Annotated in this window: 15 protein-coding genes; 3 read left to right on the forward strand and 12 right to left on the reverse strand. The window is 36.3% G+C overall.

The window, feature by feature from the left end:
* Positions 1-70: 70 nt before the first annotated feature.
* Positions 71-904: a helix-turn-helix domain-containing protein gene (locus tag HOY35_RS07415; protein WP_172212177.1), complete on the reverse strand. Its 834-nt coding sequence runs from the start codon at positions 902-904 to the stop codon at positions 71-73.
* On the reverse strand, positions 894-1,715 hold the full coding sequence (gene purR / locus HOY35_RS07420; protein WP_172212175.1) for a pur operon repressor: 822 nt from the start codon (positions 1,713-1,715) through the stop codon (positions 894-896). Before purR ends, HOY35_RS07415 begins: the two co-directional genes overlap by 11 nt.
* Before the next feature lie 201 nt (positions 1,716-1,916).
* On the opposite strand from purR, the gene ispE reads away from it, so the two are divergent.
* The 3 genes from ispE to HOY35_RS07435 all read left to right on the forward strand — a co-directional run bounded on the left by ispE (position 1,917) and on the right by HOY35_RS07435 (position 4,390).
* Positions 1,917-2,765 (forward strand): 4-(cytidine 5'-diphospho)-2-C-methyl-D-erythritol kinase, encoded by an 849-nt coding sequence (gene ispE / locus HOY35_RS07425; protein ID WP_172212173.1) that lies wholly within the window; start codon positions 1,917-1,919, stop codon positions 2,763-2,765.
* A gap of 100 nt (positions 2,766-2,865) precedes the next feature.
* Complete coding sequence (locus tag HOY35_RS07430) at positions 2,866-3,570, forward strand: metal ABC transporter ATP-binding protein (RefSeq protein ID WP_172212172.1); 705 nt, start codon at positions 2,866-2,868, stop codon at positions 3,568-3,570.
* Positions 3,557-4,390: a metal ABC transporter permease gene (locus HOY35_RS07435; RefSeq protein ID WP_172212170.1), complete on the forward strand. Its 834-nt coding sequence runs from the start codon at positions 3,557-3,559 to the stop codon at positions 4,388-4,390. The genes HOY35_RS07430 and HOY35_RS07435 overlap by 14 nt, the downstream gene beginning before the upstream one ends.
* A 72-nt stretch (positions 4,391-4,462) precedes the next feature.
* On the opposite strand, the gene HOY35_RS07440 is transcribed toward HOY35_RS07435, so the two are convergent.
* From HOY35_RS07440 to accD, 10 genes are all read right to left on the reverse strand, one after another.
* Positions 4,463-6,868, reverse strand: a complete 2,406-nt coding sequence (locus HOY35_RS07440) for a glycogen/starch/alpha-glucan phosphorylase (RefSeq protein WP_172212168.1) — start codon at positions 6,866-6,868, stop codon at positions 4,463-4,465.
* Positions 6,869-7,380: 512 nt separating this feature from the next.
* Positions 7,381-9,456 carry a sodium:proton antiporter gene (locus HOY35_RS07445; RefSeq protein WP_172212166.1) on the reverse strand — a complete coding sequence of 692 codons (2,076 nt, stop codon included), beginning with the start codon at positions 9,454-9,456 and terminating at the stop codon, positions 7,381-7,383.
* A gap of 170 nt (positions 9,457-9,626) precedes the next feature.
* The gene (locus tag HOY35_RS07450; RefSeq protein WP_172212164.1) at positions 9,627-9,944 is read right to left on the reverse strand and encodes a hypothetical protein; all 318 of its coding nucleotides are present in this window, start codon (positions 9,942-9,944) and stop codon (positions 9,627-9,629) included.
* 17 nt (positions 9,945-9,961) lie between these two features.
* Positions 9,962-10,198: a hypothetical protein gene (locus tag HOY35_RS07455; RefSeq protein ID WP_172212162.1), complete on the reverse strand. Its 237-nt coding sequence runs from the start codon at positions 10,196-10,198 to the stop codon at positions 9,962-9,964.
* Between the two features lie 73 nt (positions 10,199-10,271).
* Positions 10,272-11,513 (reverse strand): folylpolyglutamate synthase/dihydrofolate synthase family protein, encoded by a 1,242-nt coding sequence (locus HOY35_RS07460; protein ID WP_172212160.1) that lies wholly within the window; start codon positions 11,511-11,513, stop codon positions 10,272-10,274.
* A gap of 119 nt (positions 11,514-11,632) precedes the next feature.
* Positions 11,633-12,367: an amino acid ABC transporter ATP-binding protein gene (locus HOY35_RS07465; protein ID WP_172212158.1), complete on the reverse strand. Its 735-nt coding sequence runs from the start codon at positions 12,365-12,367 to the stop codon at positions 11,633-11,635.
* Entirely contained in the window at positions 12,367-13,050 is a 684-nt protein-coding gene (locus HOY35_RS07470; RefSeq protein ID WP_172212156.1) for an amino acid ABC transporter permease, read from the reverse strand. The genes HOY35_RS07465 and HOY35_RS07470 overlap by 1 nt, the downstream gene beginning before the upstream one ends.
* Positions 13,051-13,230: 180 nt before the next feature.
* Complete coding sequence (locus HOY35_RS07475) at positions 13,231-14,061, reverse strand: transporter substrate-binding domain-containing protein (RefSeq protein WP_172212154.1); 831 nt, start codon at positions 14,059-14,061, stop codon at positions 13,231-13,233.
* A 180-nt stretch (positions 14,062-14,241) separates the two neighbouring features.
* On the reverse strand, positions 14,242-15,027 hold the full coding sequence (locus HOY35_RS07480) for an acetyl-CoA carboxylase carboxyl transferase subunit alpha (RefSeq protein WP_172212152.1): 786 nt from the start codon (positions 15,025-15,027) through the stop codon (positions 14,242-14,244).
* Positions 15,020-15,883 carry an acetyl-CoA carboxylase, carboxyltransferase subunit beta gene (accD, locus tag HOY35_RS07485; protein ID WP_172212150.1) on the reverse strand — a complete coding sequence of 288 codons (864 nt, stop codon included), beginning with the start codon at positions 15,881-15,883 and terminating at the stop codon, positions 15,020-15,022. Before accD ends, HOY35_RS07480 begins: the two co-directional genes overlap by 8 nt.
* Positions 15,884-15,888: the final 5 nt, after the last annotated feature.

Here is a 15,888-nt window from a genome sequence, read left to right on the forward strand (position 1 = left end):
TGGGAATATACCCAATCTCTATTTTTTTTAACGAGTAAAATTAGCAATGAAATTTTATAAATTAATTATCTTATTGATTAATAATCAATAAATATGTCATGGCCAATTCACGCAAGCTTTTCAATGAAAAACCAAATTCTTCTTGAAACTTTTTTAATTTATACTGTAAGGTATTACGGTGAATAAACAAATTCTGACTCGTTAAGCTTAATGAATTTTCACTTTCCCATAGTGCGATAATTAATGCTGATAAGTCTTCATCGGCAATTAATTTCCCCGCTAAATAAGCGGCAATTGGACTGGTAAAATCAAACAGCTGCAAATGACTCAAAAAATAATCCGCAAAGGTTACAACGCTCCGCTTTTTACGTTGGCTTCTTAAATCAGAAAAATATTCAGCCTCCACCTGATAAAACATCGGCTGGTATTGGTGCTGGTCGATAAATATACCAGCATAGGCTCTAATTTCTAAAGCGAAGTCAATGCCCATCGCTTGAAAAATATCCTCCAACTCTTCTAAGGTCAAATGATTGGCTTGAAAGGTTTCAACAATTAATCCTTGATACTCATCAATAAAAAAAACGGAATCGACATTAGGGACAAGCAGCTTAATACTGGCTATAAAATCTGATTGATTCGTTGCTTGATTAATAACAAACTGAATCAGTCGAAACTTGGATTGGTTGTTAAAATGCTGATCATTTAATTTTTTTAGCCATAGATTCGTCGGCAGCTGAGCATCACCAACAGGTAAAAAAACGGATAAAATATCTTTTTCCCGTATAGTTAGCTCATCAGCCTTAATCCCAAAAATTTGTTGTTCTAATTCAACTGAAAAATATTCAGGACCAGTGGCACCTGCCCTAGCAGTTGGAAAAATCGTTAAAAATTGCTCAATTTTCATTGAATAAATTGCCCGGTACAACTGTAATCGTTTTAGTTTTTAAATCAACATCACTGACAAAAAGCAACGAATTATAATCAGAAATTTGACGCTCGCCATTAAATTTCCCTTCGGCAAAGACTGTAATGCCAACTAATTCAGCTTCAAATTCTTCAACCAGCGATTTCATACCATTCAGTGTACCGCCCCCTTTCATAAAGTCATCTACAACTAAGACTCTACTGCCGCGTCTTAAGCTACGCTTAGAAAGAGCCATTTTCTCAATGCGCTCACTTGAGCCTGAAACATAATTAACCGAGACAGTTGGGCCTTCAGTAATTTTGGAGTCACGCCTCACAATTACAAAAGGAACATTTAAATAAGAGGCAACCGACTGGGCGATTGGAACGCCCTTTGTTGCAATGGTCATTACTGCATCAATTTTTTCATCCGCATACTTTGAAGCAATAATTTGACCAATCGCTTTTAAAATATATGGATTGCCCAGTAGATCAGATAAATAAACATACCCGCCTGGTAAAAGGCGATTACTTTCGGAGAGCATCGTTGCAATTCTCTTAACTTTTCTAAGTGCATCTGCCTGACTTAATTTAGGGACAAATTTTACACCACCTGCTGCACCAGGTATTGTTAAAAGGTCACCAACACCCTGTGCATCAAATCTTTTTTTAATAATTGCTAAATCCTCAGACATACTTGATTTGGCAGAATCATATTTTTCAGCAAAAAAAGAAAGTGAAACCAATTCGTGTGGATGATTAATTAGATAATAGGTCATATCAATCATTCGTTCACTACGTTTTATTTTCATATAAAATACACCTCATTGTTATTATACGCTATTTCGGCTTTATTTTTTACTTTAATGTTCAATTAATTATTCCAGCTCAAATAAATCAGATAAGCTTTTTAAAAATTAAATAATTTGTTATAGTAAGTAAGGTATAATTAAGCAAATCAAAATTATCTTTCAACTAATCATATATAATTCGGAATTGGAGTAACATTTTCTATGGAATGGATTGAAAAAGCACCAGCTAAAATTAATTTAGGACTAGATGTGGTCGCCAAGCGAAAAGACGGCTTTCACGAGCTCGAAATGATTATGACAAGCATTGATCTCTCAGATACACTAACTTTCACGACTAATGATACAGATCAAATTACGATTACCTCCAATGTTCCTTTCTTGCCAACAGGTAAAAAAAATCTAGTTTTTCAGGCAGCTGAATTATTAAAAAAACAATTCAATATTAAGCAAGGCGTTCATATTAACATTGATAAAGTTATCCCTGTCGCCGCTGGCTTGGCTGGTGGCTCTAGTGACTGCGCAGCAACACTTCGTGGTCTAAATAATCTCTGGCAGCTCAAGCTAGATTTTAAAAGCTTAGCGAAGCTTGGCGAGCAGCTGGGGAGTGATGTGCCGTATTGTGTCTATTCGCAAACAGCTTATGTGACTGGGCGTGGTGAAAATATTCAATTATTACCAAAATTTCAAGGGTTTTGGGTAGTGCTCGTCAAACCTCAAATGAGCGTTTCAACACCAAGCATCTTCAACCAGGTCAACCTAGCAACCATCCAGCACCCCGATATTTCAGCAATTAAGCTGGCAATTGAAACAAATAATTATCAAGAGGTACCAAACTTAATCGGAAATTCACTTGAAGCAATTACAATTTCTCAATACCCAATTATTGAAAAAATTAAATCAAAATTAAGCTGCTATGGTGCTGATGGTGTGCTGATGAGTGGCAGTGGCCCCACGGTTTTTGCACTTTGCAGGCAAGAGTCCAGAGCACGACGAGTTTTCAACAGCATCAACGGATTCTGTGAAGAGGTTTATCTGGTTAGAACATTATAAAAAAGAATACATTTTACTTGTATTCTTTTTTAGTCGTGTTAAAATAATATAGTTAAATTGTAATGATTCTGATTTAAAAAAGTATAAAGGGATGTGAATTATGCATTATATTGATGTTCAAAATCTAAGCTTTTATTATGATGATGAGCCTGTCTTAGAAAATATTACCTATCATATCGATAATGGTGAATTTGTCATATTAACCGGTGAAAATGGTGCAGCAAAATCAACACTTATCAAAGCCACCCTAGGACTATTAAAGCCTGAAGCTGGTACAGTCACGCTTTCTAAAATAAATAGTCAAGGAAAGCCTTTACGCATCGGCTACATTCCGCAACAGGTTGCTTCCTTTAACGCTGGTTTTCCTAGCACTGTATTAGAGCTCGTCAAAAGTGGACGCTATCCAAGAGGACGCTGGTTTAAACCCCTTACTCAGCATGATTTAGACCATGTAGAAAAAGCACTTAAGGCAGTTGATATGTGGGAAATGCGTTTTAAAAAAATTGGTGAGTTGTCTGGGGGACAAAAGCAACGTGTTTCCTTAGCCAGAGTTTTTGTCTCTGATCCAGATTTATTTATTTTAGATGAGCCCACTACTGGGATGGACGAAAAAAGCCGTCATGCCTTCTACGAATTAATGCAGCATAATGCGCATCAGCATGATAAGGCAATCTTAATGATTACTCACGATCACGAAGATTTAAAAGGCTACTTTGATCGTCATATCCATCTGGTCCGCAAACAAAATACACCTTGGCGATGCTTCCAGGTGCATACAGAGGAGGCAAATGATGTCCATTTTTAATTATGAATTTATGATTCGTGCCCTATTATCCTCATTTGCGATTTCGCTTTTCGCACCACTACTTGGTATCTTTTTAGTGCTCAGAAGGCAAAGCCTCCTAAGCGACACGCTTTCTCATGTTTCCTTACTTGGTGTAGCACTCGGCTTATTTTTAGGCATAAACCCAGATATCTCTACAATTTTAATTGTGATTCTGGCTGCAGTTGCCTTAGAGTATCTAAGAACGGTCTATCGAACCTATTCAGAGGTCTCAACAGCTATCCTGATGAGCGGTGGGCTGGCTGGTGCGTTAGTCTTAATGAACTTAAGCAAGGGTACCAGCTCAACCAGTATCCAGCAGTACCTATTTGGCTCAATTGTGACAATATCTTGGCCACAGGTCTATATCTTATTTGGACTATTGCTATTAGTCTATATCCTATTCTTCTTCTTTAGACGTCCAATGTACGTTCTGACTTTTGATGAGGATACAGCCTATGTCGACGGTTTACCAACCACATTAATCTCAATTATTTTTAATATCATAACCGGGGTAGCAATCGCTATCATGATTCCAATTGCAGGTGCTCTACTAGTTAGTGCTATCATGGTATTACCTGCAACAATTGCGATGCGTATCGGACGCAGCTTTAAGGTAGTCATTGTCGCAGGGATTCTTGTAGGACTTATCGGAATGATGAGCGGTCTTTTCACCTCTTATTACTTAGAGACGCCGCCTGGAGCCAGTATCGCATTAATTTTTATCTTTATATTATTATTAGTTGGTGTTTTTAAAAAAATTAGTGTTATTAGTCGAAAGCAAAGAAAAAAATCAAGCTAATTTAAAAGCAGATATACTAAAAGCATCCCCCTTGAAGCAGTTAAAGGCTTCAAGGGGGATGCTTTACGTTTATTAATCACTGGTTGGCTTAATATGCCAAATTTCATCAGCATACTTTTTAATCGTGTCATCACTAGAAAATTTACCACCACTCGCAATGTTAATTAGGCTTGCCCTCTGCCAAGCAAGCTCATCTTGATAAAGCACATTAATTTTTTCCTGCGCCTCAACATAAGGAAGAAAATCAAGCAAAACAAAGTATTCATCATTATATTTAATTAGTGAATCATAGATTTCCTGACCCTCGCGGTGAATATTTGGAATGCTCCCATCAATAAAAGCATCAACAACCCGTTTTACGTCTGGGTGATCATTGTAAACAGACCAGGCATGGTAATTTTTCTCACCGTATAGACGATAAACCTCATCTTTATCTAAGCCAAAGATAATAATATTTTCATCACCGACAGCATCTTTTATTTCAATATTCGCACCATCTAGGGTAGCAACAGTAATCGCTCCATTTGCCATCAGCTTCATATTAGAGGTACCAGAGGCCTCTTTAGAAGCTAAGGAAATTTGCTCGCTAATATCAGCCGCGGGGATAATGAGCTCTGCCAAGCTGACATTATAATTTTCTAAAAAAATGACCTTAAGCTTATCATTTATGCCTTCATCCTGATTGATTAAATTAGCAACTTCATTAATCACCTTAATCACCGATTTAGCAAAGTAATAGCTAGGTGCGGCCTTAGCACCAAAAATAAAGACACGGGGTACAATATTTAAATCTGGATTCGCCTTTAAATCTTGGTATAGCTTTACAATATGCATTAAATTCAATAATTGACGCTTATAGGCATGAAGCCTTTTAACCTGAACATCAAAAATGGCGTGAGGATTAACAGTGATGCCTGTTATTTCGAAAATATATCGTGCTAATTTTGTTTTATTTTTTAATTTCACTGCCGCTAAATCACTTAAAACGATTGGGTCGGCCTGATAATCTGCTAATTTTGCGAGCTGATGATGATCAAAGCGCCAGCTATTACCGATCGTCTCGTCTAATAAATTTGACAAGGGCTCATTCGCTAGCTGAAGCCAGCGTCTTAAAGCAATTCCATTCGTTTTATTATTAAAACGCTCAGGGTAAAGGAGATAAAAATCATGCAAAACGACATTAGTCAATAAATCTGAATGAATTTTGGCCACACCGTTAGTAGAGTGTGAACCTATAATTGCTAGGTTTGCCATATGAACTTGATCGTTTTGAATAATTTTTGTCCGCCAAATTAAACTATCCTCAACTTTTCCCTGCCAATTTTTAACAAATCGAGCATCAATTTCAGCAATAATCTGATAAATCCTCGGTATTACGGTAATTAGCATATCCATCGGCCATTTTTCCAAAGCCTCCTGCATAATGGTATGGTTTGTATAGCTCATCGTTGCTACTGTCACCTGCCATGCAGCATCCCAAGCCATTTTTTGTTCATCAACTAGAATACGCATTAATTCAGCAACTGAGAGCGCTGGGTGTGTATCATTAATGTGAATGGCCACTTTTTCAGCAAAACGTTTTAAAGGTAAATCCTTTGTTAAATAATCTCTGACAATGGATTGAATTCCTGCTGAAACAAAGAAATACTCCTGTACCAAACGCAGCTTGCGACCCTCATAAGTCGAATCGTCTGGATATAAAATACTCGTAATATCTTGAATTTTACGCCGATCCTCAATTGAATGATAGTTTTGTTCCTCCTCTTCTGGAATTTCCACATCCCAAAGACGTAAATTATTAATTACATCATTCTGATAACCAACCATTGCCGTGTCGTAGGGTACAGCTCGAACAACTGTTGGATTTTCATAAACAGGCACTAGTTCTTCAGAGCCTGCTTTGACCGGTTTAAGATAGACATGACCAAATAAATTGACATTCACTGCTTGGTGGAGTTTTTTAACCTCCCAGGCATCATTTGATTCAAGCCAAGCATCAGGTAATTCCACTTGATAACCATTGACAAATTTTTGTTTAAATAAACCGTATTGATAACGAATGCCATTACCAAATCCGGGTAACGCACAACTCGCTAAAGAATCCATAAAGCAAGAAGCTAATCTTCCTAAGCCGCCGTTACCGAGCGCCATATCTTTTTCCGTTTTTGCAATATCGTCAAATTCTAAATCAAGTGATTGAATACTGTCTCTAACTGTTTCTAAAATACCTAAATTTAATAAATTACTTTTTAACATTTTGCCAGGTAAAAATTCAATTGAAAAATAATAGGCAATCTTGAAGCGTTCTAAACTTCTCGCTTCGCGTTCTTCTCGCCAACTAGCAGAGATATAAGCCTTGACCGTTTCAGCAAGCGCAATAAAAAGCTGTTCATTATTAGCATCACGTGTTTCAATTGCATAGGTCTCATGTAACGTCTTTTTAAAATCAGAAGTGAATTGTTCTTTCGATAATTGCATAATAACCTCCTAATAAATTGGCTTTACAATTAGAATATTAGCATATTCCCAACGATTTTGCTTAGTTTTATTTATATTATTTCTTTGAATTTGACAGCCCTTTGTTAATTTATTTTTAATAAAAAAACAATAAACTATACTTAATTTTAACCTAACTGATTATACTGATTATTTTATAAAAAAATGAAATTTTTAAACACAGGATGTTGGCTGCAAATACAAGTCACTCTATGGTGATTACAAAATATAGACAAAGTATACTTTTAGGGTATGCTTTATCTTTTTGACCCTACAAAAAAAGGCACCTAAATCCTGTTTGTGGAATTGTTCACCGGAAACAAGAACGATTTCACATTAAAACAACAACACTCAAGGCAGTCTTTGGCAACGCAAAAAAGCAGCACAAAATGTGCTGCCACAGCATATAGACAAACGTTCGGTTATATTTCAGGCATCTGTCTAGATTCTGAAATCACCATAAGGTGACTAATTCTAATACACAGAAAGGTGTATCAGCCTGAATGATGTCTTAGATAATCAAAAAATTCATAAGGCAGGTTATTATAATTGTCTTTTAGGGAATAATTTTCTAGCGCATTAACATTTTGTCGTAGCTCCTTGGCCTGCAAATGTGTAAACAAGCCTTTTGCCTCGTATTCAAAAATTAGTTTTCGTTCAAGATAATAGCCGCGCATCATCTCTTCAATATTGACTGGTCGATACCTCTGAATCACCCGATCAATAAAAGAACGCTCGTGTAATAGCTCGGCTTGGCGAATTCTTTCAGCCTGCAGATAATCAATTAGCTTTGGATCATAGACACCTTCCAGATTTTCCAAGGCCTCAAGAACATATTCGGTATTATTTAAATAAACAAAGCGTAATGATTTTTTTTGTGCTTCACTCAAATAAATACGTTTTTGATCATATCCCTCAGATATTTTTAAAGTTACCAACTGATGTAAAAAGGCACGCAACGCTCGCTTAACAATGACAAGCGTAAAGGCGACGGTTGAAACAAATTTATGGACAATAAAGCGCTCCATTTCCTTGATATAACGCTGATAAATTTTGTAGCTGGCATCATCAATTTGCTTTTGCTTATATATTTCTTCTAAGCCCTCAACCTCGATTCTCAAAATCAGTACACGTAGCTCATTAAAATCACTTTTCATCATGGAGCCCTCTTGATCGACAATTAAATCCTGTATTCGACCTCGATAATTATCAATTGTTGCGTACATAGCCTTTGGATCCTTACGCATCTTAGCTTCTTCTCCCAATAGCTGAGCAACCTCTTCTAGCAAAGCAATTTCCATAATATGATTGCGCTTGGTTTCTTTGGCCTCTGACAATAATGGCAGGACAATTACGCCTACTAAAAAGCTTAGTAAAGTAACACCTGATACAATAAATAACATAATTGAACGATGCCAAAATACAAATTGTCCCTCATTAAAGGTAGCTGGTGTCAATAAAATTGTTGCAATACTAACTGTTCCTTTAACACCACTAAAGGTCAGTAGTAAAATATCATTCATATATCGACTAAAGGGCTGCTTACGACGCATACTGATTATTTTATAAAATAAGCCAATCAAAACAAATCTCGTACAAAATAGCACAATTGTAACAATTACAATCGTTGACAATAAAAATAAATTAGAATAAGCAGGACTTTGAAGGGTTGGAATAACAATTCTTGACATTTCTAAGCCAAATAATACAAACACTACGGCATTCAAAATAAAAGCAATCATATTCCAAAAAGAATTAGTAATAACATCAACTTTCGCATCAAAAAGACTAATTTTTTTAAAGCGAGAACTTTGAGAAACCCCTGCAACTACAGCTGCAATAATGCCTGAAACATGAAATTCTTCAGCAATGAAAAAAGAAACAAAGGGTAATAGCAGCTCTAATAATAGGTAGCCCGTTGAATCATGAGCATCCATTTCCTCTAAAAGCGTCGTTAGACTTTTAGAAACCCAAGCGGTAACTAAACCAATAAGCACACCGCCAGCAACTGTTACCAACAGTTGCCAGGTGGCATCAAAAATTGAAAAATAGCCTGTGGTTAAGGTTGCGATTGCAAATTGAAAGGCAATGATTCCTGAGGCATCATTAACCAGCCCTTCACCTTTTAAAATATTTTTGACACGTTTTGGAAATTCAAATCTTGAACCAACAGATTCTACTGCAACTGCATCAGTAGGACCAAGAGCAGCACCAACAGCAAAGCAGGCCGCAAACGGAATTGCTGGTAACAATTGATGAATCATCCCTCCCATTACAAAAACCGAAATAAAGACAACAGGAATCACTAAATAAAAAACAATCTTCCAATGTTTAAGGATAAAAGAGATGTCAGCAATTTCAGCATCCCTAAATAATAGCGGTGCAATAATCAAAGCTAAAAATACCTCTGAATTCATATGGATAACATCGCCAGCGCCTAACATCCCTAAGATCACACCAAATATTATTTGGATTAAGGGTAAAGGAATTTTGGGAAATACTTTATTCAAAATATTTGAAAAAAGAATTGTAATAAAAAAAATAATCAAATATAAGATTAAATGTGCCATGAAATTCCCCCTTTTTTTCAATGTCTTTAAAAATATTTGATTGCTAGCTCATAACCAAAAAATAACAATTATTATTTATATAAATAGAAAAATCATGGCAATTCAATAATACTTTAGAGAATACCATGATTTTATCCACAAATATAGAACTAACATCAACCAATCACTAATTACTTGCCATACTTTTGCCTAAAAATTGCCTTCTTTTGTTCAATTCTACTTAATAAAACATGCTCTTCGTTATTTCTACCTTCTAAATCACATTGAATTCGCTTAGCCTCAAGGCGACACATTTCACGTTTCATTCTTTCCTTATCACGAGCAGAAATGGTCATTGTATCAAATAATTGTCTACGCTTAGCCAATTTTTCTTGTGCCTCTCTCGAAAGCCTATTTTCTGATTCATGCTTCTTTTCCAAATACTGTCCCTTGAGCTTTTCAATATATCGTGAAAACTCGCCACCATTCCTAGGAATTTCAGTACCCATTTTCGTAGCCTTCCTTCTCATTTTTCAAAATAATTCCGACTCAACTCCGTTAGTATTTCTTGATATAACCCAGCATCCTTTGGTAAGTCAGTTTTTTCAGAACCATCATCATAATAAAAATATTCATCAATTATAATTTGATTGTTATTTTGCTGAAAGCGAATATGCATATTATCGATGCCTCTCATATAAGCCTTACCTTTTGTCATGCCACTTGGCATCGTAATGCGGTCAACCTTTACGCCTAAAAACATTCTTTTTTTCCTTCTTCATTTAATTAATACTCAAATTATAAGCCATCTGTCCATTTGGGGCAAGTCGTTTATTTTAATATTCTAACAATACCGCTCTTACCTGCGATAAAAAATAGAGAGAGCCCGTTATTAAATATAAATCCTCTGACTTTCGGGGTTGCTTAATATAATCCTGCCAAGCCTGAACAATGCCAACCCCCATCGGTAGCTCAATATCAGTTAATTCAATTGCATTCGGATAAGCAAAGGTGGTGACAGCTAGATCAACATTAGGAATGGTTAAAAGCTGTTGAATCATTTGTTGATAATCCTTAGTTTGAATTGCTGAAAATAAAATATGAACTGTTCGCTTGTCATTCATAAATTCATCAACCAAACGATTAATAGCGTGTGGATTGTGAGCGCCATCTAAAATAAAATCGCCTATTTTTTCCATTCTAGCTGGCCAATGCGCATTTATCAGACCTTGCTGAATTAATTGATTATCAATTAATAAGCTTAGCTTGGCTGCTAATATTTCAAAGGTAGCTAGCGCCACAGCAGCATTATCTAATTGATATTTTCCTGATAAGCTAATTTTAAAATCGGCCTTAATTTTAGAACCGAAATATGACAGCTCTTGCTTTGCCTTTATTTCAAAACGATAATCGGTCTGCAATTCGATAACTGGACTTTCCTTTTCCTGAGCTACAGCTTTAATCACAGTCTTTGCAGCCTCACTAATTCGCCCTAGGACAACCGGACGCCGCGTTTTGATAATGCCTGCCTTTTGAAAGGCAATTGCTTCAATCGATTGACCAAGAATATCCTGATGATCCAGCCCAATTGTAGTAATGATAGAAGCTACAGGTGTGATAACATTGGTCGAATCAAAAAGACCACCCAAACCAACTTCAATGATTGCAAGGTCAACCGCTTCTTCCTTAAAATAATAAAAACCAATCGCCGTTAAAATTTCAAACTCCGTAATACCTGCTAATCGCTCATCCTGATCCATTGCTTCAACAATTTGGCGCACTTTTTCAACGATATTATCTAGTTTAGAATTTGAAATAAATTGCCCGTTAATCGCAATTCGTTCATTAAACGACTCAATGTAAGGGGAGGTAAAGGTACCGACCTTTAAACCATAAGCCACTAAAATTTCTCTTAAAAAAACAGCTGTTGAGCCCTTACCATTGGTTCCAGCGACGTGAACCATTTGAAGCTCTTTTTCTGGATTCCCCAAACGTTTTAATAAATACTCAATCCGCTCTAAGCCAGGTCGTGAACCAAATTTTAATCGACTATGTATCCAATCAATACTCGCTGTCATTTTTTATTCCTCTTCATAAAAACATCCCTTTTTGAAAATAAGTATAGCTTATCATGACTATCATCGCTGTAAAGTAACAATACAGTGTTATTAAAAAAGACGTTTCATTTTTTATTTATTTATAGAACCTTTGATAGGAAATCTTTAGTTCTCGCCTCTTTAGTTTGGTCGAATACTGCTAATGGCGTCCCCTCTTCAACAACGACACCTCCATCGATGAATAAGACTCGATCCGCTACTTCCTTTGCAAATCCCATTTCATGTGTGACAATAACCATTGTCATCCCTTCTTTAGCTAAATCCTTCATCACCTGAAGCACCTCACCAACCATTTCTGGATCCAAGGCCGAAGTTGGCTCATCAAATAGCATCACATCTGGTTGCATCGCAAGCGCGCGAGCAATGGCGATTCGCTGCTGTTGCCCACCTGATAGACTTTGAGGATAGGCAGTCGCTTTTTCCTTTAAACCAACTTTTTCAAGCAAGCTATAGGCTAAGGATTCTGCCTGATTTTTTGCTATTTTCTTTACCTTTATTGGCGAAAGTGTAATATTATCTAAAACGTTCATATTTGGGAAGAGGTTAAATTGCTGAAAAACCATGCCCACTTTTTCACGCATTTTAAAAATATCATTTTTCGGATTCGTGATATCTGTGGTCTCAAAAAAGATATGTCCCTTAGTTGGGCTTTCTAGTAAATTCAAAGAACGTAAAAAAGTGCTTTTGCCGCTACCGGAAGGTCCAATCATTACGACAACCTCTCCACGTTCAATTTCAGTTGAAATGCCTTTTAAAACTTCATTTTTACCGAAATATTTGTGTAAATTTTCGATTTTATAAATCGCATCTGCCATTATCGCTGATACCCCCGTCCCAAACGCTTCTCACCTAAACCAATCAATCGAGTCGTTACAAAAGTTAAAATAAAATACAAGATACAAACAAAGAATAGAGGTCCAATCTGATTATACGACGCATTCATCACTGTTTGGGTACCGTTATAAAGCTCCATTACACCAATTGTAGACAGTAATGAAGAATCCTTAATTATTACCACAAATTCATTACCAAGCGCTGGTAAAATATTACGAATTGCCTGCGGCAAAATAACATAGCGCAGAGTTAGATTGGGCTTTAGACCAAGTGAATAGGCTGCCTCGGTCTGCCCTTTATTAATTGAAAGAATCCCACCACGAATTATTTCAGCAACATAGGCACCACTGTTCATTGCCATCACCAAAATACCAGGTACCAAACGATCTAAGCCGACACTTAAAATGCCAAAATGCACCGTAGGCAGGGAAACCTTTGTTAAAACAAAGGCAAACATGATTTGAACTACCATTGGTGTACCACGGAAAAATTCAATATAGACATTGGCAATTGCTTTTAAAATAACATTCTTTGAGAGTTTCATCAAGGCAAGAATAACGCCAAAAATTGTGCCAAAGCTTACAACTAAAATTGAAATAATGACCGTAAAAACAAGACCATCAGTAAAATATGGCAAATACTTAGGTAAAAAATCAAAATTCATAGCTTCTCCTTAAAATAAAATAGTTTTGAGCAAAGCTAACACACCATGCTTTTGCTCACTATCTGAAAATTCATATCTTTTAGTATACCATATTTCAGTTCTCAATAAATAAAAAAGACAATTTGAAGCATTAGAAATCAAAAGAAAAAAGCTGCCATTAATAGCAGCCTTATAAATATATTAATCATTTTGTGATTGTGATAATTCAAAATTCTTTTGAATAAGTTGATCGATTTCACCAGACTCTTTTAACTCTTTAATGACTGAATCGACCTCAGTTTTTAATTTACCTGAATTTTTAGGTAATGCAATTGCATAGGCATCATCCTCAGAGGATTTTAGCTCAATATCAGCAATTACTAAATCAGGGTTATTAGCCACATAAGCCTTAGCAATCGGCTCTTCTAAAACAAGACCTGCAATTTTATCATTTTTCAACTCATTAATCAATGCAGGGATTTTAGCGATTGAAATCAAATTCGCATCTTTAATTTGATCAGTAACCACGCCTTCTTGAATTGACCCCTTTTGCGCGCCCACATTTTCGCCCTTAAGATCAGAAATTTTTTGATAATTAGCTAATTCCGATTTCTTAACAACAACTTTATTAACAGATTGATAATATGTAGTTGAAAAATCAAAGGTTTTCTTACGTTCAGGCTGTGCTGAAATTCCTGAAATCGCAATGTCTGACTTACCCGCCTGCAGCGAAGTCAAAACAGTATTAAAATCGGAATTTTGAATTTCCAAGGTTAAGCCTAGCTTGTCAGCAATCTTCTGTGCTAAATCGATATCAGAGCCGACTATTTGATTTTGACCATCCTTTAAAATTTGAAATTCAAAGGGTGGAAAATCAGCTGAGGTTGCAACCGTCAATTTGCCATCTTTTTTTACTGCATCAAGCACAGTCGTATCATCACTAGATGCTTTTTTATCGCTAGAGCTGCCACATCCAGCAAGTCCTACTGAGATTGTTAATACCATCAATGCACCAAAAACTATTTTTTTCATTATAAAAACTCCTTAACCCAACATTTAACAATAATCAAAAAAGATTATTATTCATTTCAACAGCTTAATTATAGCATAAATATTCATATAGTCAAACCAAAATCTTATAATTATGCAAAAAAGGTCGTTTTTAATCCGACCCCCTTCTCTAATTTAATAGCTTATCCGTAAAGTATTTAACTAAAATTTCCTGAAACGTTCATACCGCTGTGCCTTTAATGCTTCTTTCGACATTGTTGACAGCTCACTCATTTTTTCAATTAAGCTTTTGCGCAGGATATTTAAGCTTTTGCTGACTGGCAAATTTTCCCCCTTGAATGTCTCAGGGATTATTTTATCAATGACTTGCATTTCAAGCAAGTCATTGGCAGTAATTTTCATCAATTCAGCTGCTTCATTAGCTCTTGAGCCGTCTTTCCATAAGATTGAGGCAAAGCCTTCTGGTGAAAGAATGGCATACATCGCATGTTCAAACATCCATACTTCATTTCCTACCGCTAGAGCTAGGGCGCCACCAGAACCACCTTCACCGATAATGACAGATATAATTGGCACACTCAAATCAGACATAGCCATCAAGTTATGAGCTATTGCTTCGCCCTGACCACGCTCTTCTGCACCAATACCAGAAAATGCACCTGCTGTATTGATGAAGGTCACAACTGGCCGATTAAATTTTTCTGCTTGCTTCATTAAGCGTAAAGCCTTACGATAGCCCTCTGGGTGTGGCTGTCCAAAATTGCGATCAAGATTATCCTGCAAATTAATTCCTTTTTGGATACCGATAACAGTTACAGGCCTTTTATCTAATTTAGCAATACCACCAACAATTGCCAAATCATCTGCAAAATTTCGATCGCCATGAAATTCAATAAAATCTGTAAAAACTGTTTGAATGATATCAAGCGTTGAAAAACGATCCTGACTTCTTGCAATTTTTATGATGTCAGCCGCTTTTTTAATCATGAGTCACCTCCAGATGAATGGAAAGAATTTGTGAAATCATTTCTTTCATTTTTTCACGTTTAACAATTGCATCAACGAAGCCATGAGTCAATAAAAATTCTGATTTTTGAAAATCCTCCGGTAGTTGAGTTCGCATCGTTTGCTCAATCACTCGCCTTCCAGCAAAACCAACCAAGGTCTGAGGCTCAGCTAAAATAATATCACCCTCCATGGCAAAGCTCGCTGTCACACCACCCGTTGTCGGATCAGTTAGGACTGTTAAATATAGCAAACCAGCATTGGAATGCTTTTTTACCGCAGCAGAAATTTTTGCCATTTGCATCAATGACATAATCCCCTCCTGCATCCTAGCACCGCCAGAGGCTGTAAATAAAATAACAGGTAATTGATTTTCAAGCGCATATTCAAATAAACGTGTTATTTTTTCACCCACGACAGTTCCCATTGATGCCATAATAAAATTAGAATCCATAATACCAAGAGCAGCTTCAAATTGATTAATCGTCGCATGACCCGTTAAAACTGCTTCATCAAGACCAGTTTTTGCCTTGACCGTCGCCAATTTTTCCTTGTATTTTGGAAAATCAAGTGGATCTTCTGTTTGAATACCCGTAAATAATTCTTCAAATTCATCTGCAATCAATGAAAGACGCTCTTTCGCTGTAATCCTAAAATTATAATGGCAGCTTGGACAAATCATGTGACAGCCAAGGTCTTTCGTATAGATCATTGCTTTACAGCTAGGACATTTTGCCCAGCTTTGATCAGGTACTTCAGGCGCTTTATTGACTGATGAATTTAACGTTTTATTTGGATTAATTCTGATATATTTTTTCTTTTTACTAAATAAAGCCATTTATT

The sequence above is a fragment of the Enterococcus sp. MMGLQ5-1 genome, assembly GCF_013155265.1.
In the GTDB taxonomy this organism is placed as follows: domain Bacteria; phylum Bacillota; class Bacilli; order Lactobacillales; family Streptococcaceae; genus MMGLQ5-1.